Annotated in this window: 37 protein-coding genes; 2 read left to right on the top strand and 35 right to left on the bottom strand. The window is 41.0% G+C overall.

Annotated elements, in window-relative coordinates; all coding sequences use genetic code 11:
• Nucleotide 1 precedes the first annotated feature (1 nt).
• Genes CSV75_RS01765 through CSV75_RS01715 form a run of 11 tightly spaced genes read right to left on the bottom strand, consistent with a single transcriptional unit; the run spans nucleotide 2 to nucleotide 7,549 of the window.
• Entirely contained in the window at nucleotides 2-1,441 is a 1,440-nt protein-coding gene (locus tag CSV75_RS01765) for a phage tail sheath family protein (protein WP_099674490.1), read from the bottom strand.
• On the bottom strand, nucleotides 1,438-1,773 hold the full coding sequence (locus CSV75_RS01760) for a hypothetical protein (protein ID WP_099674489.1): 336 nt from the start codon (nucleotides 1,771-1,773) through the stop codon (nucleotides 1,438-1,440). The genes CSV75_RS01765 and CSV75_RS01760 overlap by 4 nt, the downstream gene beginning before the upstream one ends.
• Complete coding sequence (locus CSV75_RS01755; RefSeq protein ID WP_099674488.1) at nucleotides 1,763-2,242, bottom strand: hypothetical protein; 480 nt, start codon at nucleotides 2,240-2,242, stop codon at nucleotides 1,763-1,765. Before CSV75_RS01755 ends, CSV75_RS01760 begins: the two co-directional genes overlap by 11 nt.
• Before the next feature lie 3 nt (nucleotides 2,243-2,245).
• Entirely contained in the window at nucleotides 2,246-2,791 is a 546-nt protein-coding gene (locus CSV75_RS01750) for a phage tail protein (RefSeq protein ID WP_099674487.1), read from the bottom strand.
• Between the two features lie 9 nt (nucleotides 2,792-2,800).
• A complete protein-coding gene (locus CSV75_RS01745; protein ID WP_099674486.1) occupies nucleotides 2,801-3,136 on the bottom strand; it encodes a hypothetical protein in 336 nt (111 codons plus the stop codon).
• Entirely contained in the window at nucleotides 3,120-3,446 is a 327-nt protein-coding gene (locus tag CSV75_RS01740; protein WP_099674485.1) for a hypothetical protein, read from the bottom strand. Before CSV75_RS01740 ends, CSV75_RS01745 begins: the two co-directional genes overlap by 17 nt.
• A gap of 18 nt (nucleotides 3,447-3,464) precedes the next feature.
• Nucleotides 3,465-3,791 (bottom strand): DUF2190 family protein, encoded by a 327-nt coding sequence (locus tag CSV75_RS01735; protein ID WP_099674484.1) that lies wholly within the window; start codon nucleotides 3,789-3,791, stop codon nucleotides 3,465-3,467.
• An 18-nt stretch (nucleotides 3,792-3,809) separates the two neighbouring features.
• On the bottom strand, nucleotides 3,810-5,264 hold the full coding sequence (locus CSV75_RS01730; RefSeq protein ID WP_199171281.1) for a phage major capsid protein: 1,455 nt from the start codon (nucleotides 5,262-5,264) through the stop codon (nucleotides 3,810-3,812).
• On the bottom strand, nucleotides 5,261-5,905 hold the full coding sequence (locus tag CSV75_RS01725; RefSeq protein ID WP_233191563.1) for an HK97 family phage prohead protease: 645 nt from the start codon (nucleotides 5,903-5,905) through the stop codon (nucleotides 5,261-5,263). The genes CSV75_RS01730 and CSV75_RS01725 overlap by 4 nt, the downstream gene beginning before the upstream one ends.
• Nucleotides 5,826-7,328: a phage portal protein gene (locus CSV75_RS01720; protein ID WP_099674482.1), complete on the bottom strand. Its 1,503-nt coding sequence runs from the start codon at nucleotides 7,326-7,328 to the stop codon at nucleotides 5,826-5,828. Before CSV75_RS01720 ends, CSV75_RS01725 begins: the two co-directional genes overlap by 80 nt.
• Before the next feature lie 5 nt (nucleotides 7,329-7,333).
• Nucleotides 7,334-7,549 (bottom strand): peptidylprolyl isomerase, encoded by a 216-nt coding sequence (locus CSV75_RS01715; protein WP_199171280.1) that lies wholly within the window; start codon nucleotides 7,547-7,549, stop codon nucleotides 7,334-7,336.
• A 76-nt stretch (nucleotides 7,550-7,625) separates the two neighbouring features.
• Here CSV75_RS01715 and CSV75_RS01710 point away from each other — a divergent pair, with 76 nt between their 5' ends.
• Complete coding sequence (locus tag CSV75_RS01710) at nucleotides 7,626-8,405, top strand: hypothetical protein (protein ID WP_099674480.1); 780 nt, start codon at nucleotides 7,626-7,628, stop codon at nucleotides 8,403-8,405.
• Between the two features lie 84 nt (nucleotides 8,406-8,489).
• Here the strand turns inward: CSV75_RS01710 and CSV75_RS01705 are convergent, their stop codons facing one another.
• The 24 genes from CSV75_RS01705 to CSV75_RS01605 all read right to left on the bottom strand — a co-directional run bounded on the left by CSV75_RS01705 (nucleotide 8,490) and on the right by CSV75_RS01605 (nucleotide 23,912).
• Nucleotides 8,490-10,310, bottom strand: a complete 1,821-nt coding sequence (locus CSV75_RS01705) for a phage terminase large subunit family protein (protein ID WP_099675315.1) — start codon at nucleotides 10,308-10,310, stop codon at nucleotides 8,490-8,492.
• The gene (locus tag CSV75_RS01700) at nucleotides 10,294-10,806 is read right to left on the bottom strand and encodes a hypothetical protein (protein WP_099674479.1); all 513 of its coding nucleotides are present in this window, start codon (nucleotides 10,804-10,806) and stop codon (nucleotides 10,294-10,296) included. The genes CSV75_RS01705 and CSV75_RS01700 overlap by 17 nt, the downstream gene beginning before the upstream one ends.
• Nucleotides 10,807-11,163: 357 nt before the next feature.
• A complete protein-coding gene (locus CSV75_RS01695; protein WP_099674478.1) occupies nucleotides 11,164-12,003 on the bottom strand; it encodes a hypothetical protein in 840 nt (279 codons plus the stop codon).
• A gap of 110 nt (nucleotides 12,004-12,113) precedes the next feature.
• On the bottom strand, nucleotides 12,114-12,347 hold the full coding sequence (locus tag CSV75_RS01690; protein WP_099674477.1) for a hypothetical protein: 234 nt from the start codon (nucleotides 12,345-12,347) through the stop codon (nucleotides 12,114-12,116).
• A gap of 213 nt (nucleotides 12,348-12,560) precedes the next feature.
• A complete protein-coding gene (locus CSV75_RS01685) occupies nucleotides 12,561-12,962 on the bottom strand; it encodes a sigma factor-like helix-turn-helix DNA-binding protein (protein WP_099675314.1) in 402 nt (133 codons plus the stop codon).
• A gap of 38 nt (nucleotides 12,963-13,000) precedes the next feature.
• The gene (locus CSV75_RS01680) at nucleotides 13,001-13,447 is read right to left on the bottom strand and encodes a hypothetical protein (protein WP_099674476.1); all 447 of its coding nucleotides are present in this window, start codon (nucleotides 13,445-13,447) and stop codon (nucleotides 13,001-13,003) included.
• Nucleotides 13,448-13,449: 2 nt separating this feature from the next.
• Nucleotides 13,450-14,007: a RuvC family protein gene (locus CSV75_RS01675; RefSeq protein ID WP_099674475.1), complete on the bottom strand. Its 558-nt coding sequence runs from the start codon at nucleotides 14,005-14,007 to the stop codon at nucleotides 13,450-13,452.
• Nucleotides 14,004-14,378, bottom strand: a complete 375-nt coding sequence (locus CSV75_RS01670) for a MazG-like family protein (protein ID WP_099674474.1) — start codon at nucleotides 14,376-14,378, stop codon at nucleotides 14,004-14,006. Before CSV75_RS01670 ends, CSV75_RS01675 begins: the two co-directional genes overlap by 4 nt.
• A gap of 477 nt (nucleotides 14,379-14,855) precedes the next feature.
• A complete protein-coding gene (locus CSV75_RS01665) occupies nucleotides 14,856-16,136 on the bottom strand; it encodes a replicative DNA helicase (RefSeq protein ID WP_099674473.1) in 1,281 nt (426 codons plus the stop codon).
• The gene (locus CSV75_RS01660; RefSeq protein WP_099674472.1) at nucleotides 16,114-16,968 is read right to left on the bottom strand and encodes a replication protein; all 855 of its coding nucleotides are present in this window, start codon (nucleotides 16,966-16,968) and stop codon (nucleotides 16,114-16,116) included. The genes CSV75_RS01665 and CSV75_RS01660 overlap by 23 nt, the downstream gene beginning before the upstream one ends.
• A gap of 15 nt (nucleotides 16,969-16,983) precedes the next feature.
• Nucleotides 16,984-17,229, bottom strand: coding sequence for a hypothetical protein (locus tag CSV75_RS01655; RefSeq protein ID WP_099674471.1), 246 nt, complete (start codon nucleotides 17,227-17,229; stop codon nucleotides 16,984-16,986).
• Nucleotides 17,230-17,988, bottom strand: a complete 759-nt coding sequence (locus CSV75_RS01650; RefSeq protein ID WP_099674470.1) for an MBL fold metallo-hydrolase — start codon at nucleotides 17,986-17,988, stop codon at nucleotides 17,230-17,232.
• Between the two features lie 56 nt (nucleotides 17,989-18,044).
• A complete protein-coding gene (locus CSV75_RS01645; protein ID WP_099674469.1) occupies nucleotides 18,045-18,938 on the bottom strand; it encodes a RecT family recombinase in 894 nt (297 codons plus the stop codon).
• A complete protein-coding gene (locus tag CSV75_RS01640; RefSeq protein ID WP_099674468.1) occupies nucleotides 18,938-19,135 on the bottom strand; it encodes a hypothetical protein in 198 nt (65 codons plus the stop codon). The genes CSV75_RS01645 and CSV75_RS01640 overlap by 1 nt, the downstream gene beginning before the upstream one ends.
• A 2-nt stretch (nucleotides 19,136-19,137) precedes the next feature.
• Entirely contained in the window at nucleotides 19,138-19,404 is a 267-nt protein-coding gene (locus CSV75_RS01635) for an AbrB/MazE/SpoVT family DNA-binding domain-containing protein (protein ID WP_099674467.1), read from the bottom strand.
• Nucleotides 19,401-19,997 (bottom strand): hypothetical protein, encoded by a 597-nt coding sequence (locus CSV75_RS01630; protein WP_099674466.1) that lies wholly within the window; start codon nucleotides 19,995-19,997, stop codon nucleotides 19,401-19,403. Before CSV75_RS01630 ends, CSV75_RS01635 begins: the two co-directional genes overlap by 4 nt.
• Nucleotides 19,998-21,515: an AAA family ATPase gene (locus CSV75_RS01625; RefSeq protein WP_099675313.1), complete on the bottom strand. Its 1,518-nt coding sequence runs from the start codon at nucleotides 21,513-21,515 to the stop codon at nucleotides 19,998-20,000. It lies immediately after the preceding gene.
• A gap of 139 nt (nucleotides 21,516-21,654) precedes the next feature.
• Nucleotides 21,655-21,819, bottom strand: coding sequence for a hypothetical protein (locus CSV75_RS16175; protein WP_158231558.1), 165 nt, complete (start codon nucleotides 21,817-21,819; stop codon nucleotides 21,655-21,657).
• Nucleotides 21,820-21,824: 5 nt separating this feature from the next.
• Nucleotides 21,825-22,106: a hypothetical protein gene (locus CSV75_RS16085; RefSeq protein WP_144034755.1), complete on the bottom strand. Its 282-nt coding sequence runs from the start codon at nucleotides 22,104-22,106 to the stop codon at nucleotides 21,825-21,827.
• Nucleotides 22,107-22,388 carry a hypothetical protein gene (locus CSV75_RS01620; RefSeq protein ID WP_099674465.1) on the bottom strand — a complete coding sequence of 94 codons (282 nt, stop codon included), beginning with the start codon at nucleotides 22,386-22,388 and terminating at the stop codon, nucleotides 22,107-22,109.
• A complete protein-coding gene (locus CSV75_RS01615; RefSeq protein ID WP_099674464.1) occupies nucleotides 22,385-23,143 on the bottom strand; it encodes a hypothetical protein in 759 nt (252 codons plus the stop codon). The genes CSV75_RS01620 and CSV75_RS01615 overlap by 4 nt, the downstream gene beginning before the upstream one ends.
• Nucleotides 23,133-23,261, bottom strand: a complete 129-nt coding sequence (locus CSV75_RS16620) for a hypothetical protein (RefSeq protein WP_255406626.1) — start codon at nucleotides 23,259-23,261, stop codon at nucleotides 23,133-23,135. The genes CSV75_RS01615 and CSV75_RS16620 overlap by 11 nt, the downstream gene beginning before the upstream one ends.
• A 5-nt stretch (nucleotides 23,262-23,266) precedes the next feature.
• Entirely contained in the window at nucleotides 23,267-23,590 is a 324-nt protein-coding gene (locus CSV75_RS01610; protein ID WP_099674463.1) for a DUF771 domain-containing protein, read from the bottom strand.
• Between the two features lie 76 nt (nucleotides 23,591-23,666).
• Nucleotides 23,667-23,912: a helix-turn-helix transcriptional regulator gene (locus CSV75_RS01605; protein ID WP_099674462.1), complete on the bottom strand. Its 246-nt coding sequence runs from the start codon at nucleotides 23,910-23,912 to the stop codon at nucleotides 23,667-23,669.
• A 144-nt stretch (nucleotides 23,913-24,056) separates the two neighbouring features.
• Here CSV75_RS01605 and CSV75_RS01600 point away from each other — a divergent pair, with 144 nt between their 5' ends.
• Nucleotides 24,057-24,461, top strand: a complete 405-nt coding sequence (locus CSV75_RS01600) for a helix-turn-helix transcriptional regulator (RefSeq protein WP_099674461.1) — start codon at nucleotides 24,057-24,059, stop codon at nucleotides 24,459-24,461.
• Nucleotides 24,462-24,475 lie beyond the last annotated feature (14 nt).

Genomic DNA, 24,475 nt, shown 5'->3' with positions numbered 1-24,475 from the left:
CTTATTCAACAAACAAATTATCGTAATAATTTGCGTCGAATTCTAAGATATTTTCGATGTCTTGTGCAGGAGTCGGCTCTGCTACAAAATAGCGGAAACGTAACTTACCACTAATTAAATCTGTCTTTGGATTGTCTTCTTGACGGTACTCGACACGTCCTCCTAAGATCACTTCTTGCGACTGAAGACCGTTTAGCCACATATTCATCGTATCAAGTATCGAATCGATTAATCGCCCACGAATTGGACCGTCTACTTTACTCCAAGTCGTCAAGATGATAGAGTTTGCAATCCAGTTGTGAGTGATCCGCACCGGAATAAAGATGTCTTTAACATCTGTATTTGATGGATACGCCCCTGTATTATTCCCCCACGCTTTGAAACCACCAATGAAATTAAGAGCCGTTACAATTCCCTGGCTATTTAAAAGTTCCGCCTGATCTGGGCCCAGTTCCACTTCTTTGTAGCCATCATCCGTTTCAACAAGTAGTTTGTTCATCTGTAGATTTTTATTAGATGGAGATTCGTATGGATAATCGCCATTATCTGCAGTAGTTTTAACAATACGGAACGCTAGTTGAGTAGAAAGGTGATAGACGTTATCCCCTAACCCAATAAGTGGCCAACTAACGATTTCATTCGTTCCTGTATAGTTGTTTTGATTCTTCCATTCGTTTGCTTTCGTATAGACATTGGCTTCTTTCGTATCGATATCATCTAGTGATGCAGCGCGGAAGTAGGTGTTAATAACAGATGCTTTTGCCTTCATAACAGCCGCAACCATGGGATTCTTAGAAAACTTAGGAGCTAATACTAATCCTGGAACCATTCCCGTTTTAGGGAACACCGAATTTAGTAGCTCTAGCCCCTTTAATTCGCCAGTGTCCACGTTAGAACCACCGATAATATGGTCATGTGTAACTAGTTCTGGCGCTAACTGTGTATAAGATGCAGTGACAGTTACGTCATCGGTCAACATCGCAATCGTAACTTTCCCTTTATCATTGAAGCTGGCTACATAGTCTTCATCTACAATCAATGGTAGAGATTCAGAAGTTTCCAGTTTTAAAGTGTCTAGTAATACACCAGACGCTTCGAGCGTTGCTTTTTTGTTTACAATAGGAACTTCTTCGCTTCCAACTTTATTGTGAATTTCTGGATCTAGTGTGTTTACAAAAATTACAGGCGCCACATTGAACTGACGGAATGCCGCATCCATCGCTTCGCATAATGTGTAATCTCCCCACTCGCTCGAATAACCTAATGCAGCTTGCGCCTCGCCAAATGAATAAGCGACAACAATTTTATTCACATTCTCCCTGGTCTTAGCCAAATGAATTGGCGCGGTACCAAATACTACTGGTAATGCCGCTGTTGCAACGATAGGAACAAGCAAAGACGTCGGTGCTTCTGTAACTCTTGAACCGTGACGAAATGTCATAACATTTTCACCTCACCAGTGAAGTAGTCTCGAACTTTATTAAACAGCATTGTTTCAGCAGAAGACGGATCCTTTAAAGATTGCTCAAACTCAATAAATTTTGACGTCGGAATAAACATCTTTTGCAACGATTTACACTTTTCAAAGTGCTCCGAAATATGCGTTGGCAATCCACCAGTAAACGATGCATATCTAGTCAAAAGTTTAGATGTCGGGCCAACATAAATAGAGACATCCTGCACTGCTGCGGATGTCTCTTTCACTTCTTCAATTAGCGCTTGCTTGCTTTTTACTTTTGGAAGGACTTCTTCCTTCTCTTCTTTAATAGTCATCTGGCCATGCACTCCTATTCCATTGGATTTGTGGCGTTTCGAATTCGACTTCCATAATTCCGTGCCACGTCGGTCTTGCTTGGTCTTCGAAAAGCGCGCTTTCTACGCTTCCTGTTAAATTTGCCGAACCTATGACCTGTTGCTCCTTCAATGCAAACTTGATTCGATTCATGATAGTGAGCGTGTCTTTCCAGCCATGCTGTTCATCGCGGTTATAGGTCCCTACAAGTAAACGGAAACGCATATGATTTTCTTTGTGGACTTCATCCGTTTCCCCTAAATAGCGAACAATAACAAATGGATAGTCTTCTTGTTCTGTTTCCCCTCGACGGTTTTTCTTGGGTGGCAAGTATCCATCAAAAACAGTTGGTGGTTTCAAGACATTTTCATCCTTTGTCTGATACCGCATTTCGGATAAGTTATTTCTGATAAACTCTACTATGTGATCTAAGATATCTAACGAGTGCATATCCTACCCCCACAACATTTTTTCAAGTGCTTTGCTAAGTTCTTGATCAAGACGTTTTTCAACTTCTGTATCCACATCTTTAATAACTTCATCATTTCCATACATCTGAGGCAATGATGGTGAATAAAGCCCCTTTATAGGTAATCTGCTTGTTCCCACACGTTCAAATACATTTATATGACCACTACCCATTTGTGACACAAATGCACTTTCAATAGTTTTATGCGAACTAGACTTTTTAACCCTAGCTCGCACTTTTGCAACGTCTGGAAACCTGGGTATAGTATCGAATTTGAAAAGTTCAATCGGTTTTCCTTCTGATTTTAAGGTTGCCCTTAAATAACCAGGAGTGGCACGAATCATTTTCAAATCCTTCATCGCACCTGTACGATCGACAACATACTCTTTTCGTACAGCTTTAGCTGCTCTCCGTCTACCGTGTGAAGCAGAACTGTTAATCGCAGTTGCCAACACACGATTCACCTGATCTGGTGTTTGACTTAGAAGCCGTTCGATTTCCCCGACCTTATGAATATCTAATGTAATCATCCGCTACACCTAGCTTTCGTTTGCAGACACCACAATTTTGATGACGCCCGATTCATCGGATGTTTCTTCAACGTAATATTCCTTTCCGTCCAGTGTAATCACACTGTCGATTTTCGGAATGAAGAAGTCAGAGGTCTTTACGTAAATAGTGCGGTACGTCTTATAAACTTCTTGGCTCGCATATATCTGATCGCGCGGCATACCACTCAACTTATCATCCGCTTTTGTTGTCACCACAAGGATGGGTAGCTCCGCGCCATCGAGCTCATGCATATCCGCCATTTCATTTAAATTAAAAAAAACGTTCAAGTCCTCTGTTGCGAAGTCTTTAAACATCCGTTTCATCTAGCATCACATCCGCTTCTATTAATTTTTTAGTTATTTCAGCTTTTGTGTTGTCTTCAGACGTCAATAAAATCTGATGTTTCTTGGCCAGCGCCTTTAATTCATCCAGTTTTAACACCATTAAAGTTTTCTCCAACCCGCCAGCGGGTTCAGGCTCGGCTTGTTCACGTTCAAATGCTTTATGCACCCTGGCTGACCCGCCTTGAATCAATTTCTTACCGAATTCATCATCTGCCGAAAACTTTTTGCCAGGCTCTATCATCCGACCCGCAAACCAAACATAAGTCAATGCTTCTAAAACAATTGCCATAATTGCTGCCCCCTCTAGTTAATCAATTTTCACACGGGCGACTGCTCCTGCTTGTGTCTTAGGTTCCACAACCCAACCTGCCAGAACGGTACCTGTTTCGGTAGCTACTACTTTTCCATCTGTGAAATAAACAGGTTGCCCAACTGTCAACGCTTCAGTTGTCAGTGCGGGAAAATCATAGACACCCACCACATTCAAGGCACCTTTTGTACCTACCGAAATAGAAGTAGCTGCTATACCAATACGAGTGTCTAATGTGATCACTTCACCCGCTGTAATATCTGTTTCTGTTCCATTAGTAAAATCAATGGTTTCACCACGTTGAACATAAATTGCTTGAACCATGAATCATTCACACCTTTCTTATTGTCCGTTATTTTTAACAACTGTCTGATAATCTACAACCGTCACACCATAGTCCATATAGATATCCCATAAGAATCCAAGCTGACCTGCAGGCGCTTGTTTCATTACGATTGTCGGCATATCTTTACCATTCAAGAAGTCTACCTGAATTGGGGAACGTAATTGATCGGACATAACGTACCATTCCTTTTCTCCGTTCGGCGTTGCGTCATCCAGTTCAGCATCTGAAATAATTTTGAATTGATTGTAGAACGGATTTTGGATGTTCGGATTCGCTTGGGACGGATCAACAGTTGAGCCGATTAATTGTCCTGCTCTAGTTTCCATCGAAGTAGGAACAAGTAGATAACGTGCCGGAATGTTTAATTTCACATCTCCACCTGGTGCCGTTTGTTTACGTAACAATTGACGTGCTTGTGACAACGTATCAACTGACGGCGCACCATCTGTTGCCATAATATTTTTATGGTCTTCATGGAATAGCGTCTTGCCATCCCAAATCGCTGGGTTTTGTGCCAGTGTTTGATAAACCAATCGATTAATACCTAATCTCGCTGATTGAGCGTAAAGCGCTGGAATCGTCTGAATGAAGCTCACATCGTCATTAATGAACGCTTGACGCGACATAGAAAACTGGCGACCATATGTCAACAGTTGGCGTGTTGGACCTTCCACACCATTCGGGTCATCGTGCTTCAGTTCACCGTTTTCAGAAACAAGCAATAAGTCACCTGCAGTTCCAACTTGATATGTTTTAGATGGACGGAAATCGGTCAATGTACCGCGACGTGTCCAGTGCTGATATGAAGTCTGGGCATCCGTATAAGCTTTTTGGAATACAGTTCGCGCCGTTTGATCGATGATGTTTGTAAACAATGATGTCGGCGTTAAATGTTGACGTAAGAGTTCATCGTCACTTAAACGGTGTGCATTACTCACACCCTCTAGCTGCAGAGATTCCTTCACAATTTCACGTAAAGATAAGTTGCGTAATTGTTCTGCACCTTCATTTGGTTTTTCGATTCCCATACCTACACGCAAAGCGAGTCCGTCAACTGCCGCCTCACGAAACTTGTCGCGCTCATCTTTCCCCATTTGAATGCCAGTTGGTTGGGGACTACGTTCCTTGATTTGTTTTTCAAGAATAAACTTGCGGACGTGATCAACTGAATCACCTGATTTGATATATGAATCTGCTTCTATTCCGAATTCACGGCAAAGTGTTGTGATTTCTAACGTGCGTTGACGCTCATCCTCAATCATCCGTTGATTGTCCGCTGGCGATGTAGCAGGTGGAGCGGACGAAGTTGGCCCGGCTGTACGCATTGAAGCGATTTGTGACTGTAATTGGTCAAACTCTGCTTGTTCTTCTGTAGTTAAACTACGTTTATTCTCGGCTTTTGCAGCATCCACAATTGATTGTTGACGTGCTAACATTTGTTCTAATGTCATTTGGTGATACCTCCAAAGTTTCGATTTAATAAAATTTGACGTTCATAATACGAATAATCGCCTTTTTCCATCTCGATAGGCTCTTCTTCCATTTCTCGACCCACTCCAACTGTTGCATCTGCGGGCACGGAGACAATACTAATTTCATACGGTTGCCATTTTAATGCCACACTACAAGGACCCGCATGCCTACCGTTTGAAGAGGATTTTCCTGCCGCTACTTCTTCCCATGAATCTACTGTGTAACCGACAGAGACGGCACGCAAAGTACCTGCTTTTGTTTTTTGGTATATCACATCCGCTTCTGCGTCGTCGTCAAATGTCACAGTTGCATAGGCACGATTATCTTTTGCCCATGCTTTATCGATGCGACCAATTACTTTGTCACGATTGTGATTGTATAAAAGTACACCGATTTCATTAAGTCGACTTAGATCAATCGCACCTGGTTCATGGGATAAAATTTCCGACCCAAACCAACGTTGATATGGTTCTTCAGAAGAAAAGGAAAGCTCAAAAGAACGTTTTTCTTCATCTAGCGACCGAACATTAAAGGATAAATCACGTTTCATCGTCTGGTTTTTCGTCATCGGTTTCTTCGATGAGCTTGTCGATTTCTTCGGCTTTTGTACCGGACTCACTGCTTATCACCCCCTTTAAGGCCATATATTCTAACTCAATGGCGCGCTGTTCGACCAGTTCACGCCAATCTTTTCCGGTAGATGCTGCAATGTCTTCTAAAGTCGTCAAGTTATTTTCTAACATAATTTTGTTTGCGTTCGCTTCCTTCAATGGATCAATCCACTTCATACCTGGTGCAATCCATTCATGCTGCAAATACCGCTCTTTATTTGTATAGAAATCCTTAATAGAAATCTTTCCGGCCAAAACTGCCGCTTCAATGAACGCTTCATAAATCGGTGTCAGAAAGTGATCAATCAAGTGTTGTTGCTGCATCAAATATGTTTTTTGGTCTTCTAGTAAGCCCTGTCTGGCAGACGAATAGTTTACTTGCGACATGTCCCGCGCTGTGACTTCATATGAAATCCCTTGTGACGCACCGGATAAACGTTGTTGTAATCGAATGAACTCAGCTGAATTGGCAGCTTGTGCAGGGGGCTGTACAACATGAACGTCATCACCCGGGTTCAGTTCCATGATCATGCCTGGACTTAACATTTTACCGTTATACCCTGCGCGCTTTTCTGTAGCACCACGACCGGCGAACTGTCCATTGTTTGCACCTGGAATCATCCGTTTAATCAATACGGCCAACAATGCAGCCACACGTTCTTTCACACTCACAGCTTCCATAAATTGATTCATGTCACGCACACGCGGAATGGTGGATGACAGTTCGCTCATTTCGCGTAACTGACTTGGTCGCTTTTTCTGGAACAAAAAAAGCACATCTTTGGCGTCAATTCGCTCAGATGTACCGTTATAGTTTCCGTATGGATCATATTTTTTTAAGTAATATGCAACTGGACGGTTATAGGCATTATACTCGATTCCATTTACCACTCTTTTTCTTTCAGTGAGTGGAATCATTGTGTCTAAATCATCCACTTCATACAGTTGCAAGGATAGCGGTACAACACCATCATCGATGTAGCGCATCACAATCAACATGCCCCCGTCCACTTTTTGACGACGCGCAATCATTTTGCATATTTCTGTGAAGCTCTGTTGCTGTGTCACATCGCAATTTTTCGGACGACACCACAATTTGAAAAGTGCTTCTACCATTGTATCAAGTTCTTCATTTTCTGTCTTGGCCTGTAAGGTGAAGCCTCCACCTACAACATTTCGTTCAAATGCCAAGATCACGCTTTCTAAAATGTCACTATTACGTTCTAGATCACGGCTGCGTGCTCGAATTGTATCACGATACATACCATCCGTTGTTTCAGCTTTCGCATTAACAGCACGCCAGCCTTGATTCAGGTGGTCATCACTGGCTGCATCGTAAGAACGCATCTCATCCACGGCTTGCCGGTAGCCTATTCGCTTATACGCTCGTTCAGGTGAAAACCAACCTATCGTCTTGTCTAAAAAATTCACTCAAGCTACCTCCTATCGAAAAACACCACAGACGTATTACCAAACAATGAGCCGTCTATTTGCTCAGCCTCGAGTTGTGCCTGCAGTTCTCTTTGTCTCTGATACAGCAATGAAAGATCCGCACGTCTTAGACGACGATTGTCAATTTGGTATTCTTGGCCACCGATTTCAATGGCAGCAATTGCGTCATTAATTTGTTGTAACTTCTCAGCTAAATTCAAAATACCTCTTCTCCTTTCTTCTACCTATTTACACACCTTCAAGTGTGTTACTATTTACACAGAGGGGGGTAATAATATGAATAATGGTATGGATGATTTTTTTAAACAGCAAGCAAAATTTCAAAGATTAATGTCGCAAGTTTCAAATCCAGTAACTAATCAAATTGCTAATCAAATGAGCGCTTTGTCTAAAATCAATCAGAATGCTTTAGGTATCTTAAATAAAAATGTAATTGACAGCTCAATGTTTGATCCAATGTTAAAAATGATCAATGACCAAGCAACTGTTGCTAGTCAGATAAAGAGTTTTAGTAATTGGCAAACAAATATTAGTCGGTTGATCGACTCACAAACCTTGAATCTCAACAATCTAATACCTGATTCACTCTTTGATTCTTTGGCTGATTTAACCTCTAATATTGATAGTACAATCTATCAATCCGGTAATTCAGACATTCTTTCTGAAGTTTCTGTTCCAAGTCAAACGTACAATACTGTTAGCAAAAATAATATAACTTGGGAAAGCTTCATCACGATAATGTTAATGATTATCCAGTTGATGATGCAATTTCAAGATGGAATCACAGAGCAAGAACGCCATGAGGAGAGAATGAACGTCGAGCAAATGCGTCATGAAGAGATAATGGTTGAAGAACGTAAGCAAACTGAATTACAGGAACGAAGTATTCACATTCAAGAACAAATCTTGATTGAAAATCAAACTAAAACTAATGTAAATCAAATATCAGAAGAACAATATCAAGTTATTAACGAAAAACTAGATCTCTTGCTAAAAGAATCCCTCGATTCAGTCACAGAGAATCCAACTGATCAAGACACTAATATAACCGATTAATGACATCAGTATGAAAAATAAAGGTCGAAACAACTTGCCCAAGTGGAGTTTGACCTTTATTATCTGCTGGTTGTCCTTCTACTCCTAAACCCACTTTTTCACGTCACCAAGCCAACTATTATTGAACCCCTCTGCTTGATCATTCACATCTTCCTGTTCTGGTAACTCTTCTTGCAATAAATGCAACGTCCGAATCCCAAGAACATCTGCCATCGCAAAATTATAAACCTCGCAGTCCAGGTAATGGTTATCAGCATGTGATGTTTTGGGTACCCATACTTGAACAGTGCGACCGCTACGCTTCTCATTGATTTTGTGTTCAGCAGTTACTTGTTCCGAATAATCATCATCAATATCTTTGTAAACCATCCACGATCCTGTACCATTCTTTTTGCGCATTCGGGAAGCTATCATGTCCTTATATTTTCCACCGTCAACCAAAATTAACTGCATACCATACGCAGAAGAAGAAGTACGATTTACTTTAGATATTCGGAAATGGTGTAAGCCATCACCCACACCTTTGACTGGAATTGCCCATTCGCTATTGCGGGAACAGAAATCATACACTTCATCAGTTTGATCACCGGAGTCGATGCCAGTTGCCATGACCAACATCTTTTCACCGTTTTCCTTTTGAAATTCAGAATTCATTATTCGTTCAATATCCGTAAAGCTGGATACTTGACCCTTAGCCACTAATTGCGATGTCATATATTCGCCCCAAGCACGAATTGTATAGTACAAACTTGTTTCTTGCACATCCACACCCCCGGTAAGGAAAGCAGCCCATTCTGGTACAGTAAATTCCGGAATGTCTGTCTGCCGTTCACGAACCATATCAGAATTTGTTTTCAGTTTCGTATCTTCCCATGCTTCACCTAGCCACGAGTTGACAAAGTTTTGAAACGCTTCCGGATCATCTTTCGTCGCCATGAATTCTTTTGCGATTTCTGCGAATGTAACAAATGGTGAATACAGCGTGTTCATCCAGTAGGCAACCTTGCGTGGAAATTGTGTTTTTTGCTTCACAACTTCCCAACGGCCATATTTCAACATCTGCATTTTGTGCTGATCCGTAATAATGCATCCACATTCCTGACAGCAATAGTTTGCAAATTCTGCACGGTCTGCATTGCTCATCCCTTCTTCTTTTGGCCATTTGACTTGCTGAAATTTTAATTCAATAAAATCTCCACAGTGTACACAAGGTAACTTATAATGTTTTTCGATGTCCGCTGACTCTTTCGCTTTCCAAATGTGTCCGTTTTTCACAGTCGGGGTGGAAGTGATGAAGATCTTGCTGTTAGAAAACGTTTTGGTTCTTTCACGGGCTAGCCGTACCGGGTCCGCTTCCTTTTTCGAAGCCCCTGGGTACTTGTCTACTTCATCCATAAATAAATAGCGAATCGCCTTTGAGGACAAAGATGCAGGAGAGTTTGCGCCTGTCAAAGACAAATACATGCCATCGAACTGTAATTCCAAACGGTTTGAACCTTGTTTGTTGAATCTCCTTTTCAATTCGGGGACAATTGTCATCATCGGCTGCACTCGGTTTTCAGATACCGACTCTGCTAAGTCATCAGTCGGATAAACAATCATAGCCGGGTTAGGATCTTGCATCACTACATATCCCAGCATATTTTGTAATGCCTCCGTGCCGCCTACTTGTGTAGGTTTGACGAATACAATCTCTTCCGTTTCTGGATTGTTGAATTCGTCCATAATGTCTTTCAGATAAGGTGTAATGTCATTCGACCACCTACCGGGTATCGCACTTGTTTTACTGTCAAGAACCCGATGTTTTTCAGCCCATTCACTGACCGTCAGATTTTCAGGTGGCCGCAAATTCCGCAATGCATTCCTTAAATATGGAGACAGCTCAACCTTACTTTTTCTTGGCACGATAAACACCGTCCACACTCATCTGATCCAACGCTTCGTTTATCAGTTCTGACATCTGTGTCTCTACTTTACGCAATTCCATAGGCTCCATATATCCTGTGATGAAACCAATCAGTTTGCGCGGTAGCATCATGGCCGACTTCTTGAAAATCAAAAAGAAGCGGGTGAGTTCCGCTTCTACGATTTCTGTTTCGATATATTTCCCTTCCGCAATATCTACTTTCAACCGCGACAATTCCGTCTGGGATTCCTTGAACGCAACTTCCGCTTCCAGCTTCTTTTGTTGAAGGTTTACAGACTTACTCGCTTCGGAATCTCCGTTGTAAATTTCGCCTCGCCATTTCAGGACATGTTGCAAGTCCCACCAACCGCGGCTATGCTGCGTCAGCCCTTGTCGCTTCCAGTCGGTGAGCGTCCTGTCGCTGATTCCTAGCAGCTTCCACAGTTCTTTAGTGGAGATGAGCACCTTGTCATCTACCCGCTTATATCCGTCCAAGTCACTCATCCCCTCTCCGAAGTTCCGAACTAATTTTTTTTAAATAAAAACAGGCAATCCGCGCGAGTCGTTAGCCCCGCATAGGGTCACACCCCCGGGAAGGACCCAGCGACTTGTTATGAGCGCATATGACAAGCCTCCTTTTACTCTCAAGACTACACACCATAGCAAGCTCTACTGATAGCTAGCAACATGCACACTACACTCGGTGTAAGTTGCTACCCACTAGCACACGATTGTTATGTAACTGTATGGTGTATAGTCTTCAAGGTAAAAGTAAAAGCCACACCCTTAATGGATGTGACTTCAGTTACCGTATCGGATGACAATGCTCAGGCTTCATCAGCTTCATCCTAATCAATCATTAAGTTTCTTCTCAATCTCAACTGTTGGGAAGAAATCTCCAGCCTCATTAGTTTCTTTCTGATCGCGGTTCATACTGATGGAACCTACTCCAACAAACTCCATGGTTAACACATTCCATCCTTCATGGTTGAGAAATTCATCAGATGCTTGACTATATGTGGTGACTGCCAATTGATCTAGTGTCAGTAATTGATTCTCACCTAGTTTGACAACAGCTTTGATTTCATTATCCTTTACATTCACACTAACCAACTCGTCGCTCTCACCTAAACCGAAATAGTCCACAATCTCAGAGGCTTCTTCCTCTGTCATCGACTGGTCTTCTGGTTCTTGAACTGTTTCTTCAATCGTGAAAGAAGTTTCGTAATTCATTGATTTTCCTAGATCTCCATCATCCATAAGGTTTCCTGTTAATAATTCATATTCCTCCCCGGTTTCTTCAATAAACTTGGCGTCCTGTGTAGAAGCGACGGACAATGAAATAGAGAGTGTATAATCTCCGACTGGCAATCCTTTTCCTTCTTTGCTAAACGGTTCCGTTTGAAACTTCCCGTATGCTATAACTTGCTTGGTTTGACCGTCATAGCCAGTACCACTAACGGTAAACATCAACTCTCCACCATCTGGTATATTGGTCTCGCCTTTGATGACCACTTTGTTATCCTCATCAATCACCGGTTCTGCATTGACTTCAACTTCAATCGGCTGCGCTTCTTCCTTAGTTGGCAGTTCCTCTTTGATTGGTTCTTGTTCAGGCTCAGCTTTTGGATTGTCATCATTGCAAGCTGCCAACAAACCAGCAGCTAATAAAAGTGTTAATAGTTTTTTCATAGTCATTCACCTCCTATTGGATATTGTAACCAAATCAGGAGGAAAAGAGAACCACTCATAGTAAAATAAGCATAGAAAAAGCCAAACCCTGATGGATGAGGCTTCCACAATTATTTCTTCATAGCATAGTCAGGTAACACAAATACTTCTAATTTGCATTTGTCGCATACAAACTTAGGTTGACCATCTCGATAAATACGAGTGTAAATCATATCGAAGGCTGGCACCGTTGAATCGTAAGAATCAAAAAGTTTGTCCCATCTCTCTTGATAAACAAGCTTACCACCGCATTCGCAAGCCGTTTCACCCTTATCATCCGTGAAGCTTATTACTTTCGAAGTCACATATCTCACCCCCCATCATGCCTATTCGACATAATAAGTACGAAGTCCTTCTTTATTTACAAAAGAATACCACCCAGTCGGAACAACTGGATGGAATCGGAGGATTGAATGATAAAGCTTAACAACTCAGTACCAACCAGGCCCGTGTTGTCAGTTCTTTATGTTCTTACTATATCGCGGATTTTCAATAGATAACATACTCACTACTTACTGTTAGTAAAGTGAAAGTTTTATTTCATGAGCAAACCGGATCATCTTAGCTACCTCTGCATGCTTTTGATAAATATAGCTGGCACTGTAACTTAATTCTTCCGCGATCTCTTCAAGGGTTAATCCTTCCACATACTTCATCATGAGTATTTTATGTTCCAGTCCTTTAAATTTACTGACCAATTTAATGAAGTTAGATCGTTCATTTTGTTTGATGGACAATTCATTTCGTATTCGCTCAATGCGCTCTTCTAATTTCGCCCCATCTGATTCAGCAGATAATTTAACGCCTGCTAAATCACCGCTTACCCAACGTTTCAACTCGCATTCTGAACGTTCTAAATTAAATTCGAGATAAGATAATTCATCTTCTATTTTTTGATAATCTCGTAGCCATTCATACAACATGCTCACCTACCCCGAGTCCCTAATTTACTTATAGCTTACTGCAATAACGGTTCATCATCTGCAAGCACTTCATCAGAAGTAATCTGGCCGTCTACGACTTCAACTGTTCCATTCTTATCAAGATTATATTCAATTCCCTCATGCTCATTTTCGTCATAAAACTCTTCAGCGGACATCTGGCTTTCTTCCAACGTCAACTTCACATTGCTTCCGGCCAATCGATACAGCTGCACGATCTTTTCATTGTTATCGCCTTTCACTTCAAATTTCAAAGCGGCTTTCTTGGAATCCCTCTGAACGCTCTTAAATTCGGCGGTCAGTTTATCCGTACCCTCCACTTCAATAATTGCAATTCCGCCTGCCATGCTGATCAGTTCTGATTTGTGCGGGATCTCATCACTCAAAATATGAAACTCCAAAACTTCCTTTTTGTCATCCTTCTGAATCTTCTTAAATAAAACGTGCAATTCGATTTTTTTCATAATTATTTCCTACCCTTCTTTTTGGTTTTTGGTGGTGTGAGAATTGTTTCAATTACTTCTTTTTGGTATTGGTAATTTACCGATTTATTTTTAATCGACTTAGCAATCTGAGCCAAGACATATGCATCAACTACGTTATCGCTACTATGAACAAATCCAAAATGTTCCTTGACTGAATCCATAACAGCGTTCTTCTTTTCTGCGCCTTGCAGCCTTTGTTTGTCGCCTGCTTCGCCTTTCCATCCGGTTACATTAACAAACTTCTTCAACGCGTTTGGAGCGACTTCTACATATTTCATGCCGCGCCTGGTTAATGCCATTCTTATACCCCAGCCGATACCACCGGATTGTATAGCTTGCTGAGATGCAAAGCCGAAGCCCTCTATCACAATCAAGTCATCTTTTCCAACGTGTCTCATAACTTCATCGATTAACGTAATCATACGAACGGGATCCTTATCGCCAATGCCCATTAATTCTTTGACTCTTAAAATCTGGCCATATTCATCGAGAGCAACGAATCCAGTTTTAGTAGAAGGGTCAATGCCTACAAATCTCATACTAGATCGGATTCTTTCACAAAAACTCCATTTACCATGTCACCTTTACGGTCCTTAATTTCTTCGTAAGCAATACTAGCGCATTCTTCTACACTTGTGCCTAGCTGCATAGATAAAATGGTTTGAACAACATACACATCACCGATGCCATCCTTCACGGCTGCCATATCTCCACGGGCGAGCGCTGCGGCAACTTCTCCGACTTCTTCCATCAGCTTTAGCATTTGTTTAACTGGATCTGCATCATCCAGCCCTCTCATGACCGCCCAGGTACGTATACGGTCAGTTGTGTCTTGGATATTTATATTATTTGTCCAATCACCTAACGCGGCTCGTTTGCCCGCAGGCGTTAAGTCTTCAAAATTTAACATCACTTTCCATCTCCCTTTTTATGTTTAATTGGTCTATCATCCTGTACAAACCGCAAACCCTTATATTGGAGAATTGTTGGTTTATCGTTTTACGTTTAGTTACCGTGACGGATGGAGTTGTATTTATGATTATCGCTTTAGTCATAACAATTCTTCTTTCTTTGAGCACATTTAAAACTGTTTTGCGCACATACTAATAAACAATTGAATAGAGCGAGGTGACTTTTATGGATCTGGATAAAAAAAGGTTTCTAAAAAAACTGCTCTTGCTAATCATTGAATTTCTTCTTGATTTGATGATATGAAAGAGAGCCAACTTACTCCAAAAGGGGATAGGTTGGTCCGGATCAAAAAGAAAGTTAAAAATAATGCTGAAATTCATCGCCTTTATTTAACTTTCTTATAGTTCACCTCGCTTGGGTATACTTGAGATTAGCTCTATACATATGCATTCGATTACTATGCATTATTCGTCAACTATTTATCAAGCTCCACAAACTGTTGCTTCCATCCCCGGAATAACAAGCGGAATTCATTGATCCCGATATTTCGACCTTTCGCAATAAACTGCTGGATCACCTTGCCTTGTGAATCCAAATCGTTTTGATCGTGCCATAAGAATTCAACGACATCAGCATCTTGTTCAATAGAGCTTGATTCTTTCAAGTGGGCCAGTGTCGGCTTCTTAAAATTCTCGCTGTCTCGCGTCATTTGAGAGAGCATCATAAAGCAACAGCCCATATCCCTAGCGATTTGTTTGGCTGCACCTGTTACATTCCCGATTGCTTGAGCGCGTGTCTCATTGCTCTTTTGCGGGATATGCATGATTTGCAAGTAATCCACCGCAATCATGGCCAATTCACCGTATTGTCGTTTAAATCTTCTAGCCGTTGCGCGAATTTCGTCAATCGACACTCCACTTGAATCTTGTATATAAAGCGGCAGGCGCTCTAATTGGTTATAGGCTTCTTCGACAAAACCTAATTGTTTCGGCGTCAGACTTTTATTGGTTATAGCTGCGTAAGGAATTCCGGTTATATTTGAGATCATCCGATCTTTTAAATCGTTATCATCCATTTCTTGTGACCAGATAAGGACTGGACCAGATTGCGCTACACCTATTACTCGTTGCAACAACATAGCTGTTTTACCAACGGATGGACGGCCAGCACTTACAAATAGCCAACCTCTCCATAATCCATGCGCCCACCCATCGAATTTAGGGAATTTCGTTTCCATGTAGTCAATGTTTTGAGAACGTAAATGTTCAAAATACGCTCGTCTGGTTTCTGCAAAGTTCTGCATTTTTCCATTGTCTTCTGGTCGCATATCAGTAATTAAAGATTCTACTTTCGCGAAATATTGTTCGTCAGAATCGAAATCCTCATGGATTAATTCTTTTATCTGATCAGCGACAACCATGCCACGTCTTCTAATGGCTTTAGAACGAATGATATTTGCATAATGAACAATGTTAGAAGTAGTAGGTACACCTGCTGCAAGTTGTGTAATATAACTGATACTCAAATCGCTCTTCCTATTATGTTGGATATACATTTCAGCTACCGTTGTCACGTCGATTGGTTTGCTGCGCTGATCAAGCCATTTAACAACCCGAAAGATTTGTTGATGACGTACATCGAGAAAATCACGGTCTTCGATAAAATGAATATCGTCCAGCACGTTAGGGTCCAGAAAGATAGCACCTAATACGGACTGTTCCGCGTCTGACATTTCATCGACTCCAGTCAAATTCATTCGGATCGCCTCCATTTTGTAAGTGCTGTTGGAAAGCTATCTCTTTATCTCGCGGATCATAGATATTCTTTGGTTGCATAGGTTGTTTTTCTGCATTCATTTTTATTGCCAAGTCCATGAATTTCTCACGTAGCTTTTTAGCGGATAATACATTGGTTCGCCAAAAAGAATCTTCCGTTACCCAATCCATAACTTTCCTGGCCAACTGCTTGTCCACCATATCGATCTCGACAAGCTTTCTCATATCGTCTGCCCATGTCTGCATATTCGACTTTTTAATAAGATGGGCAATTCCTGCATCATTTGCTACCTGGGAAACTCGTTTGTGGAAGTAGATTGCCATTTTAAAATAAGTGTTGTCCTCGTCATACTTTTGGGTTTGACGAGTATCTTTATTCTTTTCTTTAGTTCTTTCTTTCTTAGGTGGCAGATTAGCCAACAGTTCTGTAGGCGACGTAGCCAACAGTTCTGTTGGTGTATTAGCCGACAGTGCTGACTGTTGGCTAATTGGGGGACAGTCCGTCCATTCTGTATAATTTTTATTGAAAGACAATATATTCACTCCTCTTTTTCCGTTTCCTGCGACATAAATAACTTTCCTTTCAATCAAGCTTTTCAATTCTCTAAAAATAGTTTTTCTATCTTTAACACCGATTGCTTGGGAAAGAAAAGCATACGACAACTCATGACTTTTTCTTTGGAATCCGTAGGTATAACGCCAGATTGCCATGACCAGTCGGAACTGTGTGCCGTTGAGATTTAATTTCATGATCTCTTCGAGGATTTCATTGGCAATCCGTGTATAACCGTATTCTGTTTGTGGATTTGCCATAATCACTCACCCTGTTCAAGTTCTCAATTGGCTGTCAATGTATCTGGTGATTTCCTCTGCAAACCTTTCTATATCCTGTTGCTCGCTTACGCCTTGATACGGACGTTCAAGCCATCGGTCAATACGGTCAGCAACCTCACTTATCGTGTTATGCAGTCGTTCAGCGTCAATCATACTTTTTAGCGCTTTATTTTCTTCCTGTAATTTTGCAAGTGCTTGTGAAATATTTTTCATGTCATCCGTGTGTATTTGTAGATACATTTAAACGACCTCCAATTCGTAGTGTTTGCCGACTGTCAGTCCTTTTTTTAGCAGTTCACGCTTTACTGTCATTGCAGCAAGTGCTGGCATATTGTTTTTATCACTTAAATGGACCAGGTAAATTTGTTCGCCGTTGCCCTGGACAAGTTTGGAAAGTGCTTCCGCGGTCTGATGGTTGCTCAAGTGTCCGATGTGCGAAATGATCCGAGCTTTGACGCTGTTTGGGTAGGATGACGCTTCAACCATTCGCGGCTCGTGATTTGATTCTATGACATAAATATCGCTGTCTGCCATTGCTGACAGCATGGCAGCATCTACGTGCCCGGTATCTAAACAGATCGAGACCTGTTTATTGCCTGCCAACACCTTATAGCCTAATGGCTCACGAGCGTCATGATGCACCCCGAATGGGATGACTGCCATTTCACCCATATCAAACATAAAAGATTCATAAACACCGTTTTCCTTAAAAGCCGAACACTTCAAATCATCGTCAACGCTTTTGATACTTTCCCATTCATCCGCCCCAGCATAAACCGGAATCCCGTATTTATTAGCGAATGGCAAACCTTTAACATGATCACCATGTGCATGTGTAATAAAAACAGCTTCTACTTGATCCGGCCTGATATTGACATTCATCAATGCTTTTTCAATCTTCGTCTTCGCAATTCCGGCATCGATCAGAATAGTTTTCTCCCCGACTGTTATTGCAATGCAGTTGCCTGCAGATCCACTTGCCAGAATATCTATTTTCAAAACTTTCAACTCCTTACTGGACCGCGAACATAAAAGCCCGCGGCACGTTTTATGAATCACAGCATTGCATCGTCTTCCTGTGCCTGCTGCACCTCTGCCATTTCAATATTCATAACAAGCAACTGAATCAAGCCAAGCATTTCGGATTCTGTCGCGGTCTTTGGATTGATATTCGGTGCGTTTAGTTGCAACCAATCAGAAGCCTCTTTATTACTGTTGATGCCAAGTTGTTTAAATTTCGCATTGATCTCATCGCGTAGATGATCACTTTCTGTTTTTTGATCCGGTTGCGGTTGATCAATTACTTCCTGTTTAGGCGTAACATCTTTTGGTTGTCGATTTCCAGGAGTAACGACACCTTGATTTTGCGGAATAGTAATATCGTCGAATTCAAGACCGTACTGACGTTTTAACGCACGTTGTTGCACATGCTTACCAAACATGTCGCTTGTCCATTTATTCCAGTTGTCTTTATTCTGGCCCGTGAACATGTGTGAGACCTCGTTAATGTCCATTACGATAGTCACCGGACGATGGCCATCACGGTACGCGATAGAGTAAGCACCGATGATCTTTCCACGGGGGAACCCAATCTCATGAAGCTCTACCTCCATATCTTTTGTTTCCTTGTTCATCGAAATTTTGAATTCGTCGTTTTCATGGACCATCTGGGTATCTGGTGGCTGAAAACCTTCTTGCTCACGCGCTTTAGCCAAGTACGCTTCTGCGGCAAATTGTATACGCGCTGTATTTCCATATTTAATAAAGAAGATTTCATTTTTAAATGGATCCAAATTGTATGAAGCTGCTTTGTGAGCGAACAAAAGAAATTCTGAATCACTTGCCGTTGGGGCAAACGAGTTGCGGATCACGTCTAATACTTGTGGTTGGAATGCCTCGTTAATTTCTGGTGTTAATGATTGTTGAGTAGTTAGTTGATTTTGTTGCATTAAAATACACCCTTTCCAAACTCATTGAGTCCGAATTTTATTTGTTGTTTCATTTCGCGGTAGGCCTTGGAATACAATTGATCAATATCTTGGCCAGGCTCAACTGTGAAACGAGCGCCAGCATCTACTTTCACATTTTCGAAGTTTCCTAAGTTTTTCGTGTAGGTGAAGCCCACTTGGATTTCCTTAATTTCCATATTCAATCCACACCTTTCAAATAATCAATGACTGAATCCATTTCCTGCCGACCAATGCCGACCTCTATGCTGTCGCGCAATTTTTCAAGCTTGCCGATCGCCTCCTCCTTCTTGCGTTCACCTTCGTAAGACTGGATGACGAGTTTATTGCCGTTCATGAAAAACTCTATTGCTTGTCCTTCTTCCCAGCCTTGTGTTTTTCTTACTTCCATAGGGATGACTAATCTTCCAAGATTGTCGATTTTACGAATGATTCCTAGTGCTTTCATTCGATCCCCTCCTGTTCAATAGTGCTTTGAAGATTTTGTAGTAATTGAGGGATATTCAATCGCTTGATCATATCCGCGTTTAGCTGCTGTTGTAAGTTCTGTTCCAAATTTTTAACCAAAGATTCTTCTGCTTGATTTTTCGCCTGCTGGATCATGCCAATTATTTTTCCGTTCAGTTCTTCTGCAATATATCCCTTTGTTAAATATTCAAGGATGGAGTATTTCCCGCCTCTATCGTCGTATCTATCGTATTTTCCGCCTCTTTCATTAAGAGTTTTTTCTGTTAAAGCACTTTCGAAGCGTTTTCCGATAAACACCGATATAGGTATCATTTCAACCTTTGAACTATATGAGCTTTCTTTATGTGGAATCTGAATTTCTGATATTTTATCAGTAGTGACTTGTTTCAAAAATGAATCGACGATTTTCTCAACTTCTCCCTTAATACGTTCGTTCATTTCCTCTTCGATTTTGCTTTCAATATTACGAGTAATGCGGTTTTGCAACCCTGCGATAACTTCTTTCTTGATTTCCTCATCAACGTTTTCTTCATTTATCCAATCTAGTTCAACTTCCACTGTGAATTTCGCCATTTATTTTCCCTCACTTTCAATTTTCAATTCTTGTCCAGCGACAACCCGACTGATAATAAGCTGCCCATTCGGTTCGTCAAACTTCGTAATAGATTCCGCGTTATCAACAAAGCAAGGTGCTGTAATGCCACTCTGCTCCGATAAAACGTCACGCAATTCAAGACCTGCGCGAATAGATTCAGACAGTGATAGTTTGCGGTAGTCTTTACCGTCCATTTGGATCTCGAATGTCGGCTTTAGTTCGCCAGAAGATTTCACAACATCAAATAGTTTGATAGACAAGTTTTTGAATAGACCTTGTACTTTTTCTGCTTGCAATTCGGCCTCTTTTGCATGAAAAGCTTTGATTGCATCTAAAATAAAGATGGATTCATTGAGCGATTCTTTCGTTTCTTTTTCGGATGTCTTGGCCGCCTCAATATCGGCTTCCAAATATTCAAGTTGCTTATGTTTGTCAATCTGCCGTTCGATTTCTACGATTTTAGATTGAAGGGTCTGTATGCCTTCTTTGAGTTCAGCAGATACGTCGACTGGGGTTAAGGTTGCCAATTCTTCACGTAATTCTTTCCGTTGTTGGATCAGTGGATTTACACTAGCCGCGATAGATTTCAACTGTGCTTCTTTATTTTCTTCTGCTGTCGATTTTGATTCTGCGGTTAAATCCTGACCGCATGCATGACAACTCATGTCGATTTCTCTTTGTTTCAAATTTGTATGATTTAAACGGCCGTTATCGATTTGTTTTGTTAAACCGTCAATTTGACTTTGCAAAACGCGTATCCGTCCGTTTGTATCGCCAGCTGCATCGGTATGTTTTTCTTTTTCATTACGTTCTTTGATTAACTGCGCTACTTCCACCTTTAACGATTCAAGTGGGATCATAGAGCCGTATTGTTGCAATTGTTCTTGTAATGTTTTCGTCCGGCTTTGTGCAGCAATATAGGCTTTATCTTTTTTATTTTTATTGTCACGATGAATCTTGTTGATGTCTTCCAGTGAGTGTTTTTTAACCAAAACGGCTAATTTCTCTGCTTGTGGTTTTGGCAACTGGGCAAAAACTTCTTTATTTGCAGGTGGAATCGTGTAGCTTAAAAGCATTTCCCGCTGCTTTTCCCAATGAAGTGTAAAAAAATGATTCGGGTTATATAGTGAAAGGAATAAATCTTTCGGAAGCATTTCGTTTATCACTTCATTGAATTCGGTAGCTTTTGACGGTACATCATCTAAAATGAATTTGTTGCGTGTGCCGTTGGCTTCTCGGCCAAACGTCAATAGTTCTTCGTCTTTCAACATCGTCAGATAGACACCGATCGAGTCCGCTTCATACGTCACTGGCGTTGGATCCAGTTTGCTACCCACTGCGTCCGTGCCGTATAATAGCCATGTAATAGCTTCCGTAATGGAACTTTTACCTTTTGCATTGTCACCAGTGATTTCCGTGCGCTCGCCAAAGTTTACGGATAGATCCTGGTGACTTTTAAAGTTTTTGAGTTGTAAGTCTTTGAATTTAATCTTCATCTTTTTCATCTCTCCATTCGATTTCCAGACTGTGTTGAAAACAATATCCCAATAAAATTTTCTTCTTTTCGCTCTTGAATTCGCAAATGTAACCAAGTGATTCAAGTTTTTTCGCAATAACTCTTATTTCTCTTTCGTGTTATGCTTCAAATGTCCATACGCAAGCTTGATAACCTTCGAGCGCTGAATTTTCTACAAAAGAAACAATATCTTTGAATAACAAACCACTAATTACAGCCTTTTCGAATTCCTCTTTCCCGAACTCCGTAATTTTCTGCATGTCCTTCGCGTTCATGATTTCCATTTTCCTCACCACCTCCTAGAAATAGCTGTATAAAAGTTTCCGTGACGATCTCTTTTCGGAAGACCATAGAGATCAATAGGTCCGGCCGGCTCAACATGATTATGATATTCGCACGAGTGACAAGTGACGTGATCCGTGCCGAGCGGAATATAACGCTTCCCTCTATGTCCACACTCGCAAATGTAGCTGCATTTGTATCGTTTTCTGCCGTCAGGCTCGATTTTAATACCTGTTGTCCAGAACTCTGGATTGCCGTTGATAAACGGTCTATTGGATGTGTCAAACATCTATCTCACCTCACTTGCTAAACTCACAAACTCGTCATATTTATTAAGCACCGTCTGTGGTATGCGTATATCACTGTCTGGACGTAACCGCGTATATTGCAATGTGTGTTTATTACGCTTGTAAATAGTCACGGTACGGACTTTATATTTTGGCAAGCTTTCCACACTCTCTACTTTTGCCTCCACACGCCATGCCCCACCTTCGCTTGTCCAAGTTTCATGTAATTCGGCAAATGCGATTTCCGGTTTATCTACTGGCGCTATGCAGATACTGGTTATCATGTTGTCACCTCGTATTGAGCGTTGGTATCGTCGATGATTGGTAGCTCATGAATCATAGAATCCGTTAAATCTGCGCTTGCTTTACCACGTTCAAATAATTTAATTAGGTTGTTTACTGTCTCGGAAACAGAATCAATTTGATAATTTAATTTCATATGATTGCTGTCGCCTGCTGGGAACGTCACAATTTGACCTACAGCCCATTCATCTGGTTGTACCGCTTGCATAAACTCTTTTGGAACATCAATCTCCAATGCTCTTGCTAGTGCGATAGCTTTACCGATTTCAGCGTTGAATACTTCGCCTGGCATGCATTTGGCGATGCCTTTACTTCTGACGTTGTCACTTGCACTTTTCAGCAAACAGACGACAGTTCTTTTATCTGCATTTACAACGAAGTCGGCACTGCACCAAAATCCTACGTAACCAGGTGAGATATAAACTTTCTTTCCTTTCCGAACCACCCTCTGTCCCTCCACAAACTCCCTAGCCCGCTGAATCAATTCCGCGCGTTGTTCGTTCTGCGTTTTCTCCCATCTGTAATGCAAGGCAGTTTGAAGATCATCTACAATCGCGGACAACTCGTGATTTGTGTAATGATTAACCAGATTAGTTACAACCGTCGCTACATCCGGTGTCTCATCCTTTGCCGCGTCATACCCTGCATTAAACCCACTTTTATATACACGAGCTGTTAACGCATCCGTCATTTCCTGCCAGTCTTGCATTGATTTACGACCTTGTTTATTTTCCATTAGATAAATCCTCCTCATTTTTAATTTCGTGTCCTGCGTGTTCCCACAGACGACCAATCATGAACGCAACAATTGGAAGCATGATCGTGCAGATTAGTAGATATTCATAATCCGTCATTCAGATCACTTCCCTCCGAATATCAAACAAAAGTTTTTGTCCAGAAACTTCGCCATTTCACTAGCCTGAAAACTCCACTTTTCACCCGACTTACTAGGGTAATAAACAAAACCGCCATTCTTCACATCTAACGACTCTTTTAATCTTGGTACATAGAGTAGATTTTCTTTCAGCCATACTTGTTTTTTGCTTGTCCGAACCTCCAAGTCTTTCATTGTCCAGTAGGTTCCTAGTAGTTGTTCTTTTTGCAAATCTTCCAATTCGATTTTTGAAATTAATACGTAATCTGATGGAATATCAATAGAGAGATTGACGTTAAGTTGTTGCATCGCTGTACCCCCATTCTGTAATTTACTGAAATTTTCTAGCCCATATTTTCAGTGCAACCTTTGATGGTTGTTTTGTTCAAAGTGAACATTGACTTTCTGACGGTCCACAAACTTCGTTATTACCGAAGTTCCTAGGTAAAAAAATATCTTCAATTGGTATATGAAAAAAATGACTGATTGAAAACATTTCATCCATCCGGAACTGATGCTGACCGCGTTCCTTCAAACCATACGATTCAACCGTTATATCCAACAGCTTTGCCATGTCTTTCTGCTTTAAACCTCTTTCGTTGCGTAAGCGAATCAAGTTCCACTGTTTCATGTTCTTTCCTCCTCTCTGTTTGCTATGAATCTACTATATTCGTTATTACCGAAGCTGTCAACGATTTATTTCGTTTTTAAGGAATAAATCTCTTTAAACAGCATAATACTATGGTATAATTAATTCCGAAAGGAGGATGTACTAATGAAGGAAGATGATTTAGCGAAGTTTGTAGGCGGTAAAATAAAACACTACCGAAAAAAGAAGAAACTTACTCAAAACGATCTCGGGGAGTTGATAGGCAAAAAAAATAACACCATATCGAATTATGAAACAGGCACAATCTCACCTGAACAAGATGCTTTATTTGCCATTGCAAAAGCGTTAGATATTAGAGTAGATGATTTATTTCCTGAAATGAATGTGGAAGATCAAAACAATAATTTCGAACGTGCGTTACAAATGGCTGACGGATTAGAATTAAACGAAATGAATTTCCTAAAAGATTTAATAGAAAAAACCCTCTCCATGCAGGGAGAGGATCGAGAAAAGTTTTTGGAAAGCATACGCTTTACTGTGGAGTATTACGAGAAGATGAATCAGGATTAATTTTTGAACTTTGG

The sequence above is a fragment of the Sporosarcina sp. P18a genome, assembly GCF_002743135.1.
In the GTDB taxonomy this organism is placed as follows: Bacteria; Bacillota; Bacilli; order Bacillales_A; family Planococcaceae; genus Sporosarcina.
The sequence above is the reverse complement of the archived record's forward strand: the minus strand, read 5'-3'. Positions and strand labels throughout refer to the sequence as shown.